The sequence below is a fragment of the Stieleria varia genome (assembly GCF_038443385.1).
GTDB lineage: Bacteria > Planctomycetota > Planctomycetia > Pirellulales > Pirellulaceae > Stieleria > Stieleria varia.
In genome coordinates this window covers 987,719-1,008,434 of record NZ_CP151726.1, presented here as the reverse complement: position 1 = coordinate 1,008,434, position 20,716 = coordinate 987,719, and the positions used below count along the sequence as shown (strand labels likewise).

General features: G+C 57.0%; 12 protein-coding genes. 7 read left to right on the top strand and 5 right to left on the bottom strand.

The features are described 5' to 3' along the window. Window positions 1-3: 3 nt before the first annotated feature. Complete coding sequence (locus tag Pla52nx_RS03515) at window positions 4-3,231, bottom strand: organic solvent tolerance protein OstA (RefSeq protein WP_146518301.1); 3,228 nt, start codon at window positions 3,229-3,231, stop codon at window positions 4-6. A gap of 329 nt (window positions 3,232-3,560) precedes the next feature. Between Pla52nx_RS03515 and Pla52nx_RS03510 the strand changes: the two genes are divergently transcribed. The 3 genes from Pla52nx_RS03510 to Pla52nx_RS03500 all read left to right on the top strand — a co-directional run bounded on the left by Pla52nx_RS03510 (window position 3,561) and on the right by Pla52nx_RS03500 (window position 6,475). Continuing rightward, window positions 3,561-4,715, top strand: a complete 1,155-nt coding sequence (locus tag Pla52nx_RS03510; protein ID WP_146518300.1) for a hypothetical protein — start codon at window positions 3,561-3,563, stop codon at window positions 4,713-4,715. Window positions 4,716-4,802: 87 nt separating this feature from the next. Next, window positions 4,803-5,129, top strand: a complete 327-nt coding sequence (locus Pla52nx_RS03505; protein WP_146518299.1) for a hypothetical protein — start codon at window positions 4,803-4,805, stop codon at window positions 5,127-5,129. A gap of 2 nt (window positions 5,130-5,131) precedes the next feature. Further along, a complete protein-coding gene (locus tag Pla52nx_RS03500; protein ID WP_146518298.1) occupies window positions 5,132-6,475 on the top strand; it encodes a methyltransferase RsmF C-terminal domain-like protein in 1,344 nt (447 codons plus the stop codon). A gap of 1 nt (window position 6,476) precedes the next feature. On the opposite strand, the gene Pla52nx_RS03495 is transcribed toward Pla52nx_RS03500, so the two are convergent. Further along, window positions 6,477-7,703 carry a DUF1559 domain-containing protein gene (locus tag Pla52nx_RS03495; RefSeq protein WP_261344225.1) on the bottom strand — a complete coding sequence of 409 codons (1,227 nt, stop codon included), beginning with the start codon at window positions 7,701-7,703 and terminating at the stop codon, window positions 6,477-6,479. A gap of 384 nt (window positions 7,704-8,087) precedes the next feature. Here Pla52nx_RS03495 and Pla52nx_RS03490 point away from each other — a divergent pair, with 384 nt between their 5' ends. Together Pla52nx_RS03490 and Pla52nx_RS03485 are read left to right on the top strand one after the other, a co-directional pair. Next, entirely contained in the window at window positions 8,088-9,251 is a 1,164-nt protein-coding gene (locus tag Pla52nx_RS03490; RefSeq protein WP_146518297.1) for a suppressor of fused domain protein, read from the top strand. A 38-nt stretch (window positions 9,252-9,289) separates the two neighbouring features. Beyond that, window positions 9,290-10,600, top strand: a complete 1,311-nt coding sequence (locus tag Pla52nx_RS03485) for a phenylacetate--CoA ligase family protein (RefSeq protein WP_231741687.1) — start codon at window positions 9,290-9,292, stop codon at window positions 10,598-10,600. A gap of 30 nt (window positions 10,601-10,630) precedes the next feature. Here Pla52nx_RS03485 and Pla52nx_RS03480 read toward each other — a convergent pair whose 3' ends face one another. Next, complete coding sequence (locus tag Pla52nx_RS03480) at window positions 10,631-11,938, bottom strand: hypothetical protein (protein WP_146518296.1); 1,308 nt, start codon at window positions 11,936-11,938, stop codon at window positions 10,631-10,633. A 441-nt stretch (window positions 11,939-12,379) separates the two neighbouring features. On the opposite strand from Pla52nx_RS03480, the gene Pla52nx_RS03475 reads away from it, so the two are divergent. Both Pla52nx_RS03475 and Pla52nx_RS03470 read left to right on the top strand, forming a co-directional pair. Beyond that, window positions 12,380-13,162: a class I SAM-dependent methyltransferase gene (locus tag Pla52nx_RS03475; protein WP_231741746.1), complete on the top strand. Its 783-nt coding sequence runs from the start codon at window positions 12,380-12,382 to the stop codon at window positions 13,160-13,162. Window positions 13,163-13,175: 13 nt separating this feature from the next. After that, a complete protein-coding gene (locus Pla52nx_RS03470; RefSeq protein WP_146518294.1) occupies window positions 13,176-14,372 on the top strand; it encodes a hypothetical protein in 1,197 nt (398 codons plus the stop codon). On the opposite strand, the gene Pla52nx_RS03465 is transcribed toward Pla52nx_RS03470, so the two are convergent. Then, the gene (locus Pla52nx_RS03465) at window positions 14,361-17,375 is read right to left on the bottom strand and encodes a family 43 glycosylhydrolase (RefSeq protein ID WP_231741686.1); all 3,015 of its coding nucleotides are present in this window, start codon (window positions 17,373-17,375) and stop codon (window positions 14,361-14,363) included. The two genes, Pla52nx_RS03470 and Pla52nx_RS03465, sit on opposite strands and share 12 nt — an antisense overlap. A 158-nt stretch (window positions 17,376-17,533) precedes the next feature. Continuing rightward, complete coding sequence (locus Pla52nx_RS03460) at window positions 17,534-20,671, bottom strand: CsgG/HfaB family protein (RefSeq protein ID WP_231741685.1); 3,138 nt, start codon at window positions 20,669-20,671, stop codon at window positions 17,534-17,536. Window positions 20,672-20,716: the final 45 nt, after the last annotated feature.

The window sequence follows — 20,716 nt, the reverse complement described above, 5'->3', positions numbered from 1 at the left end:
GGTCTATTCCAAGCCTTCCAGACCAGGTGGCGGGATCAATCCGCCTCCGATGCGACCCAGGTTGCGGGCAAAGAATCGCGGCTCGATCAGGAACTTGAATCCCACGTTGTCGCGACCCGAGTCCACATTCACGCTCAAACGGATCAGCGCCGACTCGCCGATTCGTGTCAGCCCGAACGATTGACCGACGTTCCCCGTGGCCCCGAAATCGTACGTGGTGCCGCCGGAGAAGATCCATTTTTCGTTCATGCGATAGTCCACCGAGCTGCGTGCCACCGTGCTGCTGATGGGGCCTTCCAGCGACATCAGGCCGACGTACCAGTCACCGATGCCCGGCCGACTGCTGCGGATCCCCGCACTGACGCTGCGCAGGCCGTTGTCAAACCATTCAAAGTATCCGTCGCTGAGCAGGGAGAAGCGATCGCCGATGTGATAGCGTGCGTCGTACGTGGTCGGCCCAATGGACTCGCCGAAGTTGACGTCGTTTTCGTTGGCAAAGAAGGTCGTCTGCATGTCGAGTTGTAAAAAGTCAACGATGCGTTCTCGTCCAGGCAAGCCACGCTTGGTTTGGAATCGTTGGTTCAGCCCCACGCGAAACTGCTGCAAATCGTCCGCAATCACATCGCTCGGGCCCGTCACCCAGCGTTGTGTGTTTTGCCGCAGTGCGTGCAGTCGCGGATCGAACTGGTCGGGCAATGTGCCGCCGAACAAGTCGCCGATAAAACGTCTGCGGAACTGTTCTTGCGAGTCGTCATCCAATGGATCGTATAACGGCAATTCATCCAGGTTGGTGTCGCTGTCGGCATACCAATATTCCGCCGTCCATTCCAGACGGTGCGCGATACCACGCAAGTTCAGCAAACTGCTCTGGATCGTCGGGTCGATGCGTTGCATCTGCATGCTCATCGTCACACCACCTTGACCGAGCAATCGAGTCAGGGAGTCGCCGTCGGCTGCTTCGCCGTAGTGGGCTGCTTCGAAGGATGCGATCGGACGTACATTGACCGGCCCGACCGGAATCGTCGTCGAAAGCTGCTGACGGGTCGACGCGACAATCCCCTGGCGATCGACTTCACCCGGCAACGGGAAATATGTTGCGGCTTCGGCCGGGTTGGTCGGCGCGGCGGCTGGATTGAGCCGTTGATAGCCCACGCGATTGTTCATCGACCATGTCACGCGGTCACCCAGGATCGAAGCACCCAACAGGTAGTGATCCAACCGCGGCAGGTCTTCCGTCATCGCAAAGAAGTCATTGGTCTGAACGCTGGCGGACAGATCGATCATCTGGTTGTGGTGATACTTGCGCAGTCGCAGTGCCGTTCGGTGATCAACGTCTTGATCCCACTCTTGCTCCAGATACTGTTCCAAGAAGTTGCGATCGCTGATCCAACCAAGCTCGCCGATCAGTTCAAAGTCTGCGGGTAAGTAGTGTCGGTGACGCATCAGGGCGCGTCCCCGCACGGTTTCCTCCGGCGGCAAGTCCAGTCGTCCTTGTCCCAGTCGGTCGTTGCCGTCGTCATCGATGACCCACGCATCGAACATGCCTCTGACCGGGCCTGGAAGACCTAGCAGACCTGGCAACGTGTAGTCGAGCGAAGTGCCCACGGCGGGGCCTCGGTCGCTGAGGTAGTCCGTGGAGAGTCGCCAGTCGACGCCTTTGGGTGGATTGTTGAACCCGAAGAGTTGGAACAAGTCCCACTCAAGCATGACTTGTGTACCGAAGGCGTTGTCGTTGTTGATTTTGACGTCGGTCAAGTAAAACGCGGGTCTCTCCAGTCTGGTAGAGAAACGCGGCCAGTACAGCAGGGGGACACCGGAGATGAAAACGAAATTGTTATCGCTGGTCACGAACGGTTCGCGGCTGATCGTGGGTCGCCCCGTTCGCTCGTCGACGCCCGTTTCCATTCGCTGCGTCAGTCGCAACTGCTCGCTTTGCAACCAGTAACGTGGGACACCGAGTCGGCTGGTGGTGATCGCGGCGTCAAAGGCAACGAAGTTGCCACTGGCGACTTGCTGCAACACGTCGGCCTTCAAGCGAACGACTCCCTCGAACTCTGGAACCGTCGTGATGGCTTCCGCGTTGAGCACCATGCCGGTTTCGCGAACGACGTTGTAGTACATCGACTCGGCATAGATGATTCGTTCTCCTTGACGGAAAACGATGTCGCCCTCGAGATACAGTTCTCCTTCGCCGCCCGATATGCCTTCGCCGCCGCGGAGCATTTCGCGGATCGGCGGAAACCAGCCGACGATGCGATCGGCCGACAGCGTCACGGTGCCAAAGTTCATGATTTCGCCGCTCGGCAATTGGGCAGCGACGTCATCGATTCGCACGGTCACGCCGCCTCGCGCGACCATGATGTTCTCACCGGTCTCCGGGATGAACGTGTTGGTGATCTCCGGTGTTTCCGTTGAACCACGTTTGGACACAACGACCGCCTTGGTGCCACCACCGAAGAAAAACGGCATGCCGCCCGTGGTCGCACCATCGGGATACACCGTCGGAAACTCAGGCTCTACCGCCAACGGCAAACCATTTTGAGGAGCAACGAAGGGCTGCGGGACGGTAAACGTGGGATCGGTGAAGGTGGCAGCGCCGTCGTTGGCATCGAGGATCATGCCGTCTTGAGGGATCGTCACCGCGGGGGCAGAGAACTCCGGGTTGGAGAACTCTGGGGGGGAGAAATTCGGATCGGGCACCGGTTGGGTAAACTGAACTTGAGCAACCGGATGGTTTTGCGGCACCTGCGAACGCGACGCGGGCTGTGGCGGCAAGAACTGCATCAAGAACGGCGATTGATCAGGCTTGCCACGGTAATTGGGGGCTTGGACCGACGGCTCATCGTTCGTGTACCAGGTGTAGGCAACCGGGGTCGGATTGGCGTGAGTCGGATCGGCGTTTTTTGGATCGGCCAGAATCACGTCACCAGATTCTAGGCGAGCACGCTCCAGCACGACGCGGTTGCGTACACGAGAGCGTGGTCCATCGGTCACGATCAGGATCGAGTCGGCTGAAAAACGGTTCGCTCCGTGAATCAACCAGGACTCACCGACCAGCCAGGAAATCTGAGCGTCACCGACTTGCCAGCGGTGGACGGTCGTCGCCCCTGCCGCGATCGGTTGCCCCACTGCTGCCTCGGGAACGGCCGAGCGAGAGGGCACTGGACGCAAGTCGGCTGGCGAATGGGGCTGTTCAGCTGCCAGTTGCGGAGCTGCAAGCTGCTGCGACATGCATGGACACGGAATTTGAACGAACCAGCAAAGGAGCGCCAGCATGGGCGCAGCAAAATTCCTTTTCCGAAGAACAGGACTTCGGAAAAAGGTTAAGATCCTCGCAAACATGGTCCGCGTGGTGACCAAGTGATCTGCTACTCCGGCTTGATGATCGGGGTTGGAAAGGAAACGATTCGCCCGGAGTGTACGAATTGATTTCAAGTGGTCACAAGCGTGAAACGGGTGCTCCCATGCCAGAATCAGTTCGTGAAACAAGAGTTTTTGGGCGTGAAACTGATTTCACGCGGTGTCGAGGCGACTACAGGCGATGATCGCCGACGAAAATCATGAGTGACAGCAACAACAACACCGGCTGCGAAAACCAAGGCGATTCCGATCCGAAGGACTCGTTGCAGATGCATCGTGGCTACGATTTTGAGTCCGGAATGCTTTCGCGTGCTCGACAATGGCACGATCTGTTGCCTTGGTTGCAGCTTGTGCGTTCTCTACGCGTGTGCGCCTCCCCGCCGCTGCTGATGATGGTCGCATTGGCGATGGTGCTTCAGTCACTCGCCGCGCGGCTTTCGATCGCCGTTCGCTTGCCACCGCCGGTGCTCTACGGAGGCACAGGGGCTGAACGCTCGAGCAACGCAGATCCGATTCCTGTCGCGTGGGCCAAGCATTGGTTGGAGAGCCTGCAATCGGAATCGTTGCTGATGATGTTTGTTCAGGTGATCGTGACCTTGCTGATATGGATTCCGGTGGTCTTGATTTTGCTTCGCCAAGGTGCCGTGTTGATGGCGGGTCGTGACTTGGAGTCGCTGGAAAGCTGTCTTCGCTTGAGCTGGACGCGAACCTGGATGGCGTGGGTCATCGCATGGGTTCCCACCGTTTGTGTGATCGTACTGTTGGCTATGCTGGTGTTGCCTTTGGCCTACCTGAGTTCTGCGTCGGCTCCTTGGCTGGGAACCTGGTCCGGGGTCGTGCAGTGGCCGATCGGTTGCGTGATCGCATTGGTCGGCATCGCTTGCGGTGTTTTGGCTGCGGGACACATGATCGCATCGCCACTGGGATGGGCGGCGGTCGTCAGTGAGCCCGATCCCGACCCGTTGGATTCGCTGAGCCGAGGATACGAATACTTGTATCGTCGTCCGGTGCATCTGTTTTTCTACGCGATGGTCAGTTGGTTTCTCTGTGGCATCGCCTATCTGTTGGCCTCCGCGGTCGCGGGTTCCGCGACACGACTGCTGCAGGCGGTGGGAGAATTTGCCGGCGTGACGTCCGCGATGGGAGCGTCGAATGAGATATTGATTTTTTTTCCGATGGTGGTGCTGATCGCGTTGGGCTGGAGCATCGTGGGCGGCGTATACTTATTGCTCAGACGTGACGCCGGATCACAGGACATCGAGGACATCTGGTTTCCCCCGGCCAAGAAAAGAACGCCATTGCCACGACTACCCGAAACGGCAGCTAGCGACGATCGAAGTGGGTCAGGTTTGTAACCTGCCGTTATTCCGTTGGCAGGCTGCAAACCTGCCCCACGTTGATAGGGCGATACGTCTTTCCGCTCGCTGCTTGAGAATATGACCGTGACCCAGAACACTTCTCCAGCCGATGCACCATTGCCGAAACGGCGTGGTCCTCGTTTTCAAATCAGCTTGACGCTGATGATGTTATTGATGATCGTTTTTGCCGTGATCTCAGCAGGACTTTTTTACGCGTCCAATGTGCCGGTGATACGCGACGAGATCAGTGTGCTGCTGTACGGCAAGTCAGCCGGGGCGGGCGAAGACGTCGGGCGGGTGGCACACCGCATCTTTATCATGTTCACGTTCACGTCACCCTTGCTGCTGGCCTGTGTTCTGTCATTGGTCTTGTCTGCCCTGCGATGGCTAGATAACCGTGGGCCCAAGTAGCCGTGAGCATTGACCAAAGTGATGCGATCGCGGCACTGGGGAGGGCGGCCCAGACGATCCAGGATGTCAACGCGTTTTGCGAAGCCCTGTCGGTTGCGTGGCCGAGTATCCTGAGACGTCGCGCCGATGTGAGCGTGGCGGACTTGCCCGTTCCCACTGAGCCGATCCCGTGGTATCCATTGGGCCATCGCAGTCTCGATCTATCGATCCGTCCATCGGCGACGTTGGGGTACGGAACATCCGACTTCTTTTTGCAAGACGCCGGCTCACTGCTCGCATTGGCCGCCTGCCGTGCAGACGTTGTCTCCGATCGTCCGTTGCTGGTTTGTGATCTCTGTGCCGCGCCGGGCGGAAAGTCCACTGCGTTGTTGGAATCGATCGGAGACGGTTTTTTGCTCGCCAATGAACCGATTCGATCACGGGTCGCTCCCCTGGCATACAACCTGGCCCGCACCGGCGTTCCCCGCTATGCGGTCAGTTCGATGGACCCAGATGATTTGGCGGTCCGGCTCGGCGGGGTGTTTGATTTGGTACTGGTGGATGCCCCGTGCAGTGGTCAAGCGTTGATGGGGCGAGGAAAACAAAGCCAAGCATCGATGTCGGAACACCAGATCGAACACAGTGCCGCGCGGCAACGTCGCATCCTGGACGCCGCCTTGGCATGTTTGCGGCCCGGCGGCAGGCTGGTCTATAGCACTTGCACGTTTGCCGAAGCGGAAAACGAATCGCAGTTGGAACGGTTGGTTTCGCTGGGAGCCATCGAGCACGATTCGCGTGATGCCTTGGCGGCCTATGAATCCTGGATGCCGGGTGCGTATCGCTTGTGGCCTCATCTGCACGACTGTGCCGGCAGCTTTGCCGCGATGGCAATCAACTTGACCGAGAATGCCCCGGTCCTGCGAAAAGAGAAACGCCAACGCGTCGAACGTGTGCCAATCGATGAGCTGACGCAGTGGTACGGTGACACATCCAAGATGCAGTGCATCAACACCGGTGCGGTCGTCTGGGGATGGCCGGCGGAGGTCCCCGCCTGGGTGGCACAATTGTCGGTGGCAGGTCCAGAACTGGCACATCGAACCGGCCAGGTTTGGAAACCTTCTCACGCCGCAGGGCTTCGCCGTGGCCACGACGCTCTGACCCAAGCCTTCGTCGACGTCGACGCAGAGACCGCATCTCAATTCCTCTCCGGCAGTCCGATCACCTGTGATGGCACAGGCTGGCAGGTGGTTTGCATTCAGGGAAAACCACTTGGATGGATCAAAGCAAGCCAGGGAAAGGGCGGCAAATGCATCGGCAAGAACCAACTGCCAACCGCAGCCCGATTGACCGTCAAATCGCCCGGCTAAACTACTGACTGGGACCCTTGCTCATCAGGCTGTAATAGCTCGCCAGTCTCATCGAGTCAGCTTCCACGGTACTGTCACGCCAGTAAAGCTGTCCCGCCGCCGTATTCACTTCGAAACCGTTGTTGATGAATCCATCTCCATTGGCATCGTACAGTGGCTGTACGGAATTGTCTGCCATCAAACAATTGGCAACTCCCGAATGCAACGGATTCATCAAGCGATAATCCTGCCGCGTGTCATAACTCCAAGTCTTGAGCCAACCCGTCGGACCGCTTCGTGGATGAGAGGGAGGAAAAACCGGGGTGGTCAAGTAGAACGGGTTGGGTGCATCTGGCGATCCATCGAGATCCGTATCAATCGACCGGGCGTTGCCGATGGGAGAGCCGACGATCGATGGCACATACATGCTGCCGCCGGCAATCATGTTCAACTCGCCTTCGCCAAGCGTCTCGCTAAGAAATCCCGTTGGAGAAACATCCATCAAGAACGGAATCGTCGATGAAGGTGCTTGCGAGCTATCCAGGTAGGACGCCTTGAGCGGCCCTCGCGTGACATTGAGTCCGCGAATATCCACATTCGCGCATCCCGGAAGCTGCGTACGAAGGTTTCCGGCACCGTCGAGCAACATCTCGGTTCGCATCAAAAACCAGCTAGCGGCATAGTTGGTGTTGTAGCCTTTGTCGATCATTTTCCTGTAGATGATCTCGGCGCGTAGAGGCGTTCCCGGCCCGGCACCCGTGGTGACGATCGTCCGTGCGACGTTTTCGATCACTTGACCCGTCTCGGACGTGTATGGAGTTCTTCCCAGTCGATCAATGCAGGCGGTCGTGGCAAAATCGGAAATCGGAGCCGTCAAGAGCGACTCGATTGCTTTGCTGGTCGCCGAATCATTACTGGGGCAACGCATTTGCCCCATGATCGAACCATCGTCGACCAAGTCGGCGACCCATCCGATTTCTGTCGGTACACCGTCTCGCTGAAAGTCAAAGGCACCGCTGCAAAATTTGCCGCTCGGTTCACGTGAACTGCGAACCCGCATCATGGCACCAAAGTTAGAGAGATTGTGCGAACACTGCGCCGCACGCATCGCCTCTCGCGCCTTGGACAGTGCCGGCATCAACATTCCCGCCAGCAATCCGATGATGGCGATCACCACCAACATTTCCACCAGCGTGAATGCGTTGCGATCACTCCGGCGTTGTGCATTCAGTCGTCGTGTCGGTAACAAAGTTCAACTCCGATTGGGCCCACAGGCCAATGTAGATCCGCCAGAAATCCTTGCGAGAGAGGCAGCTGTTGGAGTTCACAGCGGTTGCCCAGTCGTCTTCATAATTCAACCACGACTTTCCTGGATGCGCCCGCCGTTGCCAACGTCAAATCGAGGATCTGAAGCAACCTTCACCATTCCTTAGCAAATATTTTCTTTGCCATTGGTTCGCCAAAAATTCACAATCCCCTCCCTTCGCAGGGCGTCAAAATCGACACAGTTGATCGAACCTGGGGGATGGCCTCCTCTGCGGCTTTGTAAGGGGGGAATCGATGTCCATTACGCGTCCCCTGGCGACTACTCTCCAGCGACGCTCGTCGTCTTTATTGCCAGTGGTTGTCCTTCATGTCTAGAAATTGGTTCATCCGAACTCATCACGGTCGCGTGGGGCCGGTCTCTCTCCGCCGCCTGATTCGCTACGCCGCGACAGCCCGCATCATTTCCAGAACGGCAGTCAGCCACGACGGAAAAACATGGATCAAGGCATCCGAATTGCCCGAATTGCACTTCCACAGCGTTGACGAATGTCGTTGGCAAGTCGAATCGGACGACGAAACCACCGAGCAAGATGTCGACGCCCCGCTTTCACTGCGTCAACTGCAACGACTGGCCCGACTCGGACGCCTACTGCCCACGCATCGCGTCAAGGCCATTGGCCAAGACTGGATGAAGGCCAAGCGGATTTTTGCGTTGAAGTTTACCGACCCATCGATTGCGACAGCAGACACCAAACCTGAAATGGCTTATCACGATGCCGATGAGCAAGCCATTGAAAACGTGTTGCTGCAACTCGAGACCGGCGAAGACACAGACACGCTTTCCGAACGCGATCGTGGCGAGACACGAAGAGATGAGTTCGTCGCTCGATTCGGTGTTATTGCACACCGTCACGATGGCCTGGTACCCACACCCGCAAGCGATGCGTCACCGATATCCGTCCTCCAGTTTGAGCCGCGTCCGGGGATCGATATCAGTGGTCAGCGTCCGTTCACCACATTGGTGACCGATGGCATGAGTGACCACCTGATGAGCCTGCCGGAGGGACTGAATTCACCTCGCGTCGAACTGATGATGTATATCGATGCGGACGAGACCTTGGCGGCGCGAGGGCTGTATTCGCGGATGCTGAGTTTTTTAGCGGATGTGCCACGTCTATCTGGTCGAGCAATCGGCTACGGATCTGTGATCGGCAACGGAACCCCGCCTCGCCCCATCTTTGCTGATTCCCAACTCGACGCGTTCGTGTTTCTCGTTCCGCCGATCGAGAGTGATTTCCAGATTCAGCAAACGTTGCGACTGGGCGAACACCCTGTGCAACTTCTCTGGGTCATGCCGATCACGAGAGCCGAGCGGGAGATCATCGAAGGTCAGGGAATCGCGGCGTTCTGCTCCCTGTGTGACCGTGGAGGTGCATCCTGTCTCTTGCAACCGACTCGTCCGTGTTACGCTAGTGGGTTCACGGCAACGACTCCGCAACGCCGAATCGGACATCGCATCTCGGTCACCTGATCTCGATGCACGAGCAGCCCCATTGACGAGTAGGCAAGTTGACATCCAAGGATAAACATCAGGACACCATCGCGGACCTTTCACAGCGATCCACTTGGCGTTTGACCCGGCCGGAGATCGAAACGCTACAACTTGATCGACTCAACAATGTGTTGGCATCGGTCGTCAATCACCCGCTGTACCGAGAACGATTCAGCGACGTCGCGTTGCCGCTGCAGTCACTCGACGACCTTTCTCAAATTCGGCCGTTGAACAAGTCGGAGTTGGTCGTCGACAAACCGGGTGAGCCGGGGCGACTGTTCGCGCTGCCTCGACATCATTACTCGCGAATGCACCAAACCAGTGGAACCAGCGGTCATCCGATGCCGGTGCTGGATACGGCTCAGGATTGGCGATGGTGGACCGACTGCTGGCAACACGTCCTCGATGCGGCAGAAGTCACCGATCACGATGTCGCAATGATGGCGTTTTCATTCGGGCCGTTCATCGGATTTTGGACGGCGAACGATGCGTTGGTTCGCCGTGGTGCGATGGTCATTCCCGGAGGTGGCATCAGCAGCGAGACCCGACTGCGAATGATCATTGATCATCGCTGCACGATCGTCTGCTGCACGCCGACCTACGCATTGCATTTGGCCTCGATGGCGGATCAATGCGGTATCGACCTGCCCGCCAGCGATGTCAGATGCCTGATCGTTGCCGGAGAACCTGGTGGCAGCATTCCTGCGATTCGAGAGCGAATGGAAACCGCCTGGGGTGCCACCGTGATCGATCATGCGGGCGCCAGCGAGCTGGGCGCATGGGGATTCGGCACCGACGATGGTGCTGGTCTGCACGTGATCGAAACCGAATTCATCGGCGAAGTCCTACGGTTTGACGAGGCGAGTTGCGACGGCGTCCCCGTCGCCGATGGCGACGCGGGAGAGCTGGTGTTGACGGGACTGGGACGGATGGGCGGTCCCGCGATTCGCTATCGCACCGGCGATATCGTTCACGGTGTGAGAGACCACAACCGCGAGTGTCGTTTCCTGTTTCTGCCCGGCGGTGTACACGGCCGCGCCGACGACATGATCGTGGTCCGCGGTGTGAATGTCTTTCCCAGCAGCATCGAAGCCATCGTGCGAGAGATTGATGGCAGCGTCGAGTATCGTGCCTTGATCGATCGCATCGGAGAAATGGACTCCATGCGACTGGAGGCCGAGTTGTCGGAAAGCCAAGCGAGAGAATTGGCGGAGTTGCTGCAAAAGCGTCTTGCCATGCGAGTCGACGTGACGCCGGTGCCCCTGGAAAGTCTGCCGCGTTTCCAAGCCAAATCACGACGGTGGATTGACCGTCGTGGCGGGGCGTGACTGCACGAGGAAATCGGCAGACGCGAAAAGTTATCGCAACAAAATCAGCAGTTGCGATTTGACGTCTTGGCCGTCCACTTTTGCCGGGGCCATCATCTGCAGCCCACCGGCCGCGAATGGAGCAATTGCCTGTTTACTCAGACGCTCGCCCAACGCGCCCGTCAATGCATTCGATGGCAACTGCAGTGGCCAGCCCATCGCGTCGTGACGAACCACGGTCGGATCAGACTGGCGAATGGAATTGACCATTTTCAGGATCGGCGCGTCGGTGACTAATCCGAACCGAACATATTCGACGTTCTCACGATCACTGATCAACCGATTGAACAAGACATCCATCTTCTTTGCCGAACCCTCTAACAACAATATCTGGGGATGGTCCGCGGCATCACTTTCCGCGTTAAGATTCTTGTTGACGAACGCCACCAGATCAGCCGTCAACTTGCGGCCGCCTCCCATCGGGATCGATGCCTTGGCAAGAGCTTGTTCAAATGCGCCCGCCTCTCGTCCGACTCGGGTTTGTTGGATTTCGAAAACGGGAACAAACGCAAGTGTGATGTTTGCGCCGGGTGCTTTCGGTTCGACTTTCTCGACCGCCGGTGGAACGGTAATCGGCGAAGTGTCCGACGCTGTATCGTTACGTTGTGCGCCATCTCGTCCCGTGTCGTTACTGGCGATCATCGGCGGATCGGTCACTTGATCGGGTACTGGCATCTCCGGCTTGGCGCTGGCACCATCGCTGGCATTGTCGCTGGAATCATCGCCAGTCGTAGCGGCGATCAAGGATGGCTCGTTTGAGCCTACGTCCACCGTGCCGGGAACGATCGGTGGAGGGACGAAGGAATCTGCATTCATCGTTGCTGAGTCATCGACGTTGGCTGCCAAACGCGGATCCATCCGACCTTGCTGATCTGGAGTCGTCGGCGGACGCAACATAACGATCGCAAATCCGATGGATGCGGCAACCGCAACGGTTCCGCCCAAGGCAACTCGCCAATAGGAGCGTTTGGATTCGACCGTAGCGGGAGTCAGATTGGGAGTGACGGTGACGTCTTGATCGGCACGAATCAGCGGGTGACTCTCCGGCAATCCATCTATCTTGGCTTGTTCGATCGCGGATCGGACGACACGATCAGCGAAACCTGGCTTCAACCCAGGCGTGCTCACTGCGGCGAGTTGTTTGATGGACTGAGACAATTCGCGCAACTGCGTCAGCTCGGCAGCCAACTCGGGCTGCTCACCGAGCAATTGCTCGACGCGTTTGCGTTCATCGCCGCTGAGGCTATCGTCCAGATAGCCCGACAGCAGCTCATCGATCATTTCACGTGGCACTGACATTTCACTCAAACCATTCGCCGGAATTGGCGGTATCGACGCATAGGCTCCAGGGCACAACAGAGCGGTTTGACCCGATCCATTTGACGGGGTGGACGATCTCATCGGAAATCAGCCTCAGCATCATAACTTTCTGTGCAGCCTTCCTTGCTGCTCGTAGCCATGTGATGCCTTCAGGAATACCAAAGTTCCCCGGAAGATCTATTTTTCCAGTTCCGATGCGGCCTAAATGTCGCCAAAAGGCCCTAAATCGACGTGCAATGGCCATGAACTCGCGTTTTGGGGGCATTCGCCCCCTGGACGGACGCAGTGACCACTCCCCTGAAATCGGCTCAGCGGACCGCGTACCTGAACAAAGGACTAGGAAAGGCAGCCCCTAAAGGCGAAACTTTCGGCATGAATGACGAGCCCATCCTACGGACGAATCAGCGAGTCTACGACGCGATGGCGGCCCGCCGTGACCCTCTGTGTCGCCCCGCGACCGACGAAGAATTCGCGCAACCGCTTCGCGCGATCGATCAAGCCGGCTGGTTGGGCGAGAGCATCGTCGGCCAACGCGTCCTGTGCTTGGCCGCCGGCGGCGGTCGCCAAAGCTCTCTCTATGCGGCGGCCGGTGCCGAGGTGACGGTCGTGGACCTCAGTGGTGCAATGCTGGACTTGGATCGTCAAGTCGCAGCAGCCCGTGGCTTTTCACTGAGGATTCTGCAAACGTCCATGACCGATCTGTCCGGTCTGAACGACGGTGAGTTCGATATCGTGATCCAACCTGTCAGTACGTGTTACGTCCCCTCGGTTGGTCCGGTGTTCGCCGAAGTCGCTCGGGTGTTGCGGCAAGGCGGTCTGTACATCAGCCAGCACAAACAGCCCGTCAGCCTCCAAGCCGGAATGGAAACGCTGCACGGCGGCCACTACCCGCTGCGACATCGCTATTATCGAGACACGCCGGTGCCGCCTCCGGACACCAGCAGTGCCGCGGCCAAACGTTTACGCGAACAAGGTGCGGTCGAATTCCTGCACCGTTGGGAAGAACTGATTGGTGGGATGTGTCGTTGCGGTTTTGTCATCGAAGACTTGATCGAACCGCTGCACGCTAAACCCGACATGCCGCCCGGTTCGTTCGCCGATCGAGCAACGTTCGCCCCTCCGTATGTTCGCATCAAAGCTCGGCGTCAATGTCGCGGCACCAACGACAGCAGTCCACATACCGCCCGCAAGCTCATCCTTTGACAACAGGATCGCCATGTTTTCATTCGGCAAACCCTCCAAGAATAAATTCGCGAGGCAGCTTCGCGAGGCGATCGTCAAGCTCAACGGATCAACTTACCGGTACGACGCCCATGAGTTCATGCTGATCGGGACCGAAAACGAACAGCGGATCAACTTGGCCAACGTCTACAAAGAACATTGTGCTTTGGACAAGCCTGACCGCGCGGTACATCTCGCCAAACTCGCGTCGATCTTTGGATTACCCAACGAATTGCCGGAGGACTTTGACGATGCGAAAGCGAGCTTGCGCCCCAAAATTTGGAGTCGTGCCCAATTCGAATTCATGGAACTGCATCGACAGATCGAAGGCGGCAAAGCACTCGACATGCCGCTTTATCCGGTCGGGTCTCACTTGGTTTCTACGATTGTGTACGACACCCCCAACGCGATGCGATCGCTTTCCAACGAGGAACTGTCGAATTGGGGTGTGACCTACTACGAAGGACACGAGATCGCATGCCAGAATCTCGAGGAGGCCACGATGGCCTACGCGGTGATGGGCGACCACTTTCACTCGTCCATGACCGGCGACAATTACGATTCGTCTCGTGTCCTGTTGATGGATCGAATCCGAGGCTTCGATGTCATCGGTGACCACATCGCTTGCGTCCCCAATCGCGAAGCCATGTACGTCACCGGCAGCGAGGACGAGCAAGGACTCAAGATCATGTTTGATCTCGTCAACAAGACCATCCAAGACGGTGACCTGCGGCCGCTGAGCCCCCTGCCGATGATCCTGGTTGATGGCGAGTGGCTTGATTGGCAGCCGCCCATGGACCACCCCACACGCTCTGTTTATGAGCACTTGTCACTTAATTTCTTTGGCGGTCTGTATGCCGACCAAAAGGACTTGTTGGAACAACTGTACGCCGATGACCCGTTGGCTCCCTTCGTCGCCACGTTCAGTGCGATGCAAAACGAAGAAACCAAAGAATTGACATCGTTCTGTGTTTGGACCCAAGGCATCTTGTCGCTACTGCCACGAACGGACAAAGTGTTCTTGGGAGACGCCGACGGTGGCACTCAAGTGATCGTGAGCTGGGAGCATTTGCAGATGGTCGTCGGTGATTTGATCGAAGCCGACGAAACGTTCTATCCCACTCGCTATCGTGTTCGCGAGTTTCCCAATGCCGATCAAATCGCAGAGCTGCAGCGATTGTCAGCGAACTGAGACGCCATCGAGCGTTTTGAGCGTTTCGAGCGTCAGATTGCTAAACACGGTCGGGATGTCCACCGTTCGCAATCCGATCGCACCGTGTTTGTAGGTTTCGTCCGTCACACTCATGACGTCGTCACCATTGACTCCGATCGTGAACACGGGGCCGGCTGCCGAGACCGTCAACCGCTGCGGCTTGGTCGTGTCAATGTTCAACGACGTTCGCTTGAGTTCACGCCAATGGGCTCCGTCCATCTTGCCCATCAAGACCGCGTTTTCACTCGGCTTGACTCCGACGAAATAGCCTCGATGTGCATCGTATCCCACGGATGGTGCCGTCAGACGAAACAGCAACCCTGCACCTCGGCCTTTGGAGCTGCCGCCAAAATCCAGCGTCACCGATGCGGTGAAATCATCCGGTGCCAGCGAGTCCAGCAGGATCTTTTCGCCGCTGCGATACGCGTTGATGGGAGCCTCCGGGGGTCGCCCCATCGCGAGGCCATCGTCGGTGATGCTGTAGAACTGATGGTGCCCGTAGTAGTCAAATCCACCGGACCGCAGGTCACTGTGAAAGGGTTCCGTCATGCTCAGCGGTGGCTTCTCACCGGAGGGTCGGATGAGAGGCTCATCGGCGGAGACGGGTTGCCCAAAGTCCGGCACACCGTTGCGTCTAAAACCGAACGGCTGAACGAATATGGCTCGACGCCATCCCGGATCACGATCACGCTTGGCATGAAAGACGTGCCACCATTCCTTTGCGTCGGGTGATTTCACAAAGCAAGAGTGCCCCACACCATAGGTCGACTGCGTGCTGCGGAATGCCGGCTTGGGAAACTTTTTCCACGAGGCAGGATCCAGCGGGTCATTACCGGTCAATTCCAGCAACCCCAGTTTGTAAGTCGGCAACCATGACGCGGCGCAGGAAAACGTGACGAACGTTCGTCCGTCGTGTTTGAGCACCTGAGGACCTTCGTTCAAGCCTCGTCCCTGGCGGTTTTCTTCGGTGAACTCCCAAGGAAACTGATCATTGCTGCAAATGCGAACTCGCGTGCCCGCCATTTCGACCGGCGATTTCATCTCGGCGATGTACAAGAACTGCTGGTCAGTGCCCGGTGCATCCCAGCCGCTCCAAATCGTGTACAGCTTGCCGTTGTGCTGCAAGGGTGTCATGTCGATCGCCCAAATGTTTTTGTCGGGCTCGTCGCCGGTGGCCAGCGGGCCATGCAGTTCATACTCACCCAACGGGTCGCTTGTTTTGGACTGCAGCGCCCAAGCTTGATGGTTCTCGTTCCTGCCATCGGATGCTGCGAAATAAACAACCCATCGATCGTTCAAATAATGCAGTTCCGGTGCCCAGATTTCGTTTGAGTACATGCCCGTGTCCGGAGCGCGCCAGATGATGTGCTTCTCGCCAAGCGACGTCAGACGATCGCTGGTGTGAATCGCGATCGCTCGGTTGCCTTCGGAAAAACACCACAGATATCGATCGTGATTCGGATCACGTATCACCCACGGATCGGCTCCTTCACCGATCGGATTGACGAACGAATTGGGGGGCAAATCACCCACGGCGGCAAACCGTGGATCACCCGCATCAAAGGGCATCTCGGCGTTCCACTGCTGGATCGCTTGATCAAGCCGCTTGACCACGTCGGGATGCTGGGCTGCGACATTGTTTGATTCCGGTGCGTCGGTGTCGAGATTGTAGAGCTGAGGGTCACTGCCGTCGTAGTTGACCAAGTACTTCCACTGCCCGTCGCGGACAGCCAAGTCCGGATTGTCTTCGTCCATTCCATGGCCGTTGCCCGGTCGGTCCGGAGGTCGTCGCCAAAAGATCGGCGCAACACGTCGCGCCTTTTCTTTTCCCAGCATCGTGGCCGATAAATCTTCGCCATCGAGTTGCTGTGTTGGCTCAATACCCGCGATCGTGTACAGGGAGCGATTGATATCGATCGCGGCAAAGATGGACTCATCGTTGGTCGTCCCTGCCGCGTCGGGATTCAGCAGACCAGGCCCCCAAACGATCAGGGGCGATCGAATGCCGCCTTCGTAGAGCCACGTTTTTGCACCACGCAAGGGATCGCTGTTGCCGGCCCCGTCCTCGTGGCCGTTGTCCGAGCAGAAAACGATCAAGGTATTGTTGCGTAGCGTTTCATCATTGCGAACGTAATCGAACAGACGAGCGAGTTGTTCGTCCATGGCATCCAAAACACCTTGGTAAAGCTTTCGCTTGCCTTCGCCCCATTTGGCCAACGGAGGAAACAAGGGACCGTGCACATCGTCCGGCCAAAGGTTCACAAAGAACGGCTTGTTGTCCTCGCGTGCCTTGTCCATGAATTCCAGGGCACCGTCGACAAACCCGGTCGTGATCTCGCTGCGTTGCATCCACGTGACGGGGTCACCCAATCTCTCGGCGTCTTCCCAGATCCGCCCCGGCTTGGCTGGGTCTTGTCCGGGTACCAAAGTCAGCGGCAGCAGTTTGGCTCCCATGCCTTCGAAATTGGTCAGGCTGTCGTCAAACCCGTACGTCGAGATCGCCGGCGCATCGTCAACGTCTCGCTGTCCGCCCATGTGCCACTTGCCAAAATGCCCCGTTGCATAGCCGGATTTTTGAAGCTCCCTGGCCAGTAACGGGGCACTCGGGTCCAGCCACTGAGCGACCCCACGCTGTTTGTTGGAACGTCGATTGTTGAGATAAGATGTGATTCGCCAACGATGGGGATACTGACCGGTGGTCAAGGCGACTCGGGAGGGCGAGCAGATCGGCGAATTGACATAGAAATTGGTGAAGCGAATTCCTTCGGCCGCCAATTGGTCGATGTGTTGCGTCTGGACCGTCCCGCCAAAGCACGACACATCCGACCAGCCCATGTCGTCGATGAACACCATCACGATATTGGGCCGCTTTGCCCCCGCCACCTGTGTGTCCGCGGCTGCGGCAGACGCCAGCGGTGATGTGAAACCCAGCAGAGAGGCTAGGATGCACAGAACAAACAGAAATCGACGATCAACAGGCATCCAAAAAGCTCCAAGAAAACAAATCGGTAACGCTCGCTCCGCCGCCTCATTGTAGCAGGAACGATCGCGGAAACACGTCGCACGTCTCTTGGGATGACGGATTTGCGAGCCTCGGAGAGGCTCGCCTACGTGGAAACAGCGACTTGAAAGCACCTGCGCTAGCGGCGCTGCAGCATCCAGATCACTTTTTCCCTCTCGTCGTAATCGGCGATGATTCCTTGGCTGGCACGCAGCAGGTGGCGAAAGTTCTTGTCGAGAGGCAGTTTTGATTGCTTGCCATCCGGGGTCAGTAAGCTGCCTGTGTCGCCGATGATGCGGTCGCCGTCCACCACGAATCGATGGTAGGCAAGAGAAGGACCAGGATCGGCCTGGTAGTAGTGTTCCAGATCAGTAAGCTGACCGGTGGCCTTGACGACGACGGCCCACATCGGCTGGCTCGATCGACGAAGGAAAATTCTGTCGTCGGTGTGCGCCTGCATGACATTGCTGCCGGACAGTTTCTCAAATCGATTTTGCTTAGGTTGATAACGCCAAAAACCATTGCGGTCACGAGGCACCGCGTTGTCTTGAATGGTCATCCAAAGCGAACCATTCGTCTCATCAGGGATCAGCGACGTGATGAAAAAACTGCCGCGGCCATCGATCTCATTCTTGGGCTCAATGGAAAGCGATGACGCAAGCAGCTCGAACGTTTTCTTTTCGGGGTGGTAGACGGCAAAGGCGTCGCGAAAGGCAACGAATAGTCTGTCCCGGTACCAAGCTAAACGAAGAACGGAGTCCGACGGCGCCCCTTCCTGCTGAGTCACTCTCTCAATCGAGTTGGCTCGCAGAATGGTGAAGCCAGCGGAATTGGTGGCGATGTACATCGCCTCGGGGCCGTAGGCAATCATCGGCGGTTGAAACGGTTGCGGCGTCCCCGGCACATCCGGGCCGAACTTCACCGGACGACCACCACCAAATCCGACTCGTTCAATCGACATGTTCCCCTTGCGAGACCATCCCATCACGATTTCACCACCGGGTCCCGAATCCGCATTCTGATCGATGTCGAGCCACAACAATTGATTGTTCTGAGGAGGAATGTCGCTCAGCACAATCTTCTTTGTCTGGTATTCTTGCCAAACACCAGACGCATCTCGCAGCGAGAAAGACTCACGTTCCAAGAGTTGACTTCCCTGCAAGTTTTTTGTGATCTGACGACGAAAAGACCGAGCCTCGATCTCATCCGCTGAGCTTGCTCGATCCAGTTGATTAAAAATACGCTCCGCCAGCGCAAGCTTCTCTGATGGGGCGCAAAAGACAAAGACGTTTTGGAGTGTTTGTCGATGCGCAATCAACTCAGCGGGGTCGCCCGATAACTCGGAACGCACGAGGAATCGATCCAAGAGCCCGGCTCTTTGCTCCGGTGTCCGGATCTTTCCCAACGCTTCACGCGATAGGTATTCCACAAATCGATAAGTGTCAGGATTGTTTCGTCGAAACCAAGCACGCCGAACATGCTCGTCTTTTGGCAAGTCATTGAAAGCTCGTGTCTGCGGCGGTGGAGGAACTTCCCAGCTTTGAATCATGCAAAGCAGTTCATCTGTTGCGATAACCAACTCATCTGGTTCCACACGTTTGGCACCACGCGTGTTGATACCCAGCGGATCCAAAGTGAGTTTTGCGACTCGCAAGGCTAGCTCTTCATCCTGTTGCAGGATGGAATTGAGCCGCTGAAACCCCCTCTCTTTCCATTCGCTGTTTTGATCTTCACGACCGATGGGTCCTCTTGCGATGGACAGTCCTTTCCGAATGGCAGAAAGCGACACCATGACCAGCCGCGCGTAGTGAGGATTCAACATGTCCTGCTCGATGGACGCCGCCTTCCTCGCCTGTAGAACTTCGGCGATCACATCAGGCAATTGCTGAACATACTGCTGCTCTGATTCAGACAACACAGACAACAAAGCCAACTTGTCCAGCAGTACCTGATACATCTCCCTGGGATCGTCTGCAGCGGCCTTTTGCAAATTGGCCAAACCTCGTTGAGCTTCGACGCGCAGTCCGCGGCGAATACTCTTGTCTTTCTCCGAACCGACAGCGATAGGGGAGCCGACGTATGAATACAATTGGTTGACAACCGACAGATCCGTTTTGACAGTATCTTTATCTTTCTGCTGATCAAGTTCACGAAGTTGAAATCGCAGTTCGTCATAGCGAGGCATTTCAGGGGGCAGTTCACTCCGATTGGTGTAGTGATGACGCCAAATGGAATAGTTCCTGATCGCTGCCACGATCCGGTCTCGTGTCGGCGCGAGTGCTAGAGCTGCCTCCGCCATCTCCGCAGCCTCTTTGGGCCGATATGCCTTCTCAAGCCACCTTCTGCGTCGGTCAAATTCCTTGGCCTCCTGTTCGGCAGTCACGGTTGACGATACGACTTCGCTGCTATTGATTCGCTTCAACACCGATTCGATGATGGCTGAACGAACCGCTGTTGCATCGTCCGTCGGCACGTCCACCTCAAAGGTCGACACCGGACCGGAGTCAAAGGAATGAATGCGACACGTCGCCAATATTCGTGGCCGCGTTCCTTCGCGAGAAGCATCTCGTCGAATGCTGATTTCCAACAATCGAGTGGAGGCTCGCAATTTCAGATCCAGACCGCTGGTTCTGCTTTCCTGTCTCAATCGCGTCAGTTCGCTCCGCTCCAGTACAATCACATTGGGCACGCGAAAAAGTCCCGACTCAACCAGCGTTGTCATTGAGTGACAAAACCCCGTCAATGTGTCTCCCGGTTCGCCACTCTTGATGGACATCAGACTGATCAATTGCAGTTCGTCAGCGGGTAGAGACAGTTTGCTTGACGACTGCTGCAGGTCCCGCGTCACTTGGTCGATATCGAATTGGCCGCCCGAGGATACATAAAGCCGATCCAGCAACCTTATGGACGTACGGGAATCGACCAGCCGCACACGAAGCTTGGGACTCTCCGAGTCTGATTCACTCGACTCATTCTCTTGGGAAGCGCTCAGCAGCAACAGAGCGTCTGCTTGGCTCATGTTACCAACTCGCAACATTTGATCTGAGCTGGTAAGGCCCGACTCGCTCAGTTTCAGTTCGTTCAAGATGAGTTCGATGTCGGCACGTTCCACCAACTGAATCGATTCGGTTTGAAAAAGCTCGGCGGTCAGCAGATCGGCAACGTCCTGAGCCTGGTCGTCCATCGACAGCACGGCCCAGCGACGTGCGTCATCTGCAAGCAGCGAACAACCAAAGGCCACTGACAATAGAAAGGCACCCGCTGCGGTGAATCGCATCTTCATTCTCCCCAGTATTCATCGCATTCCCATGCATGGAGACCC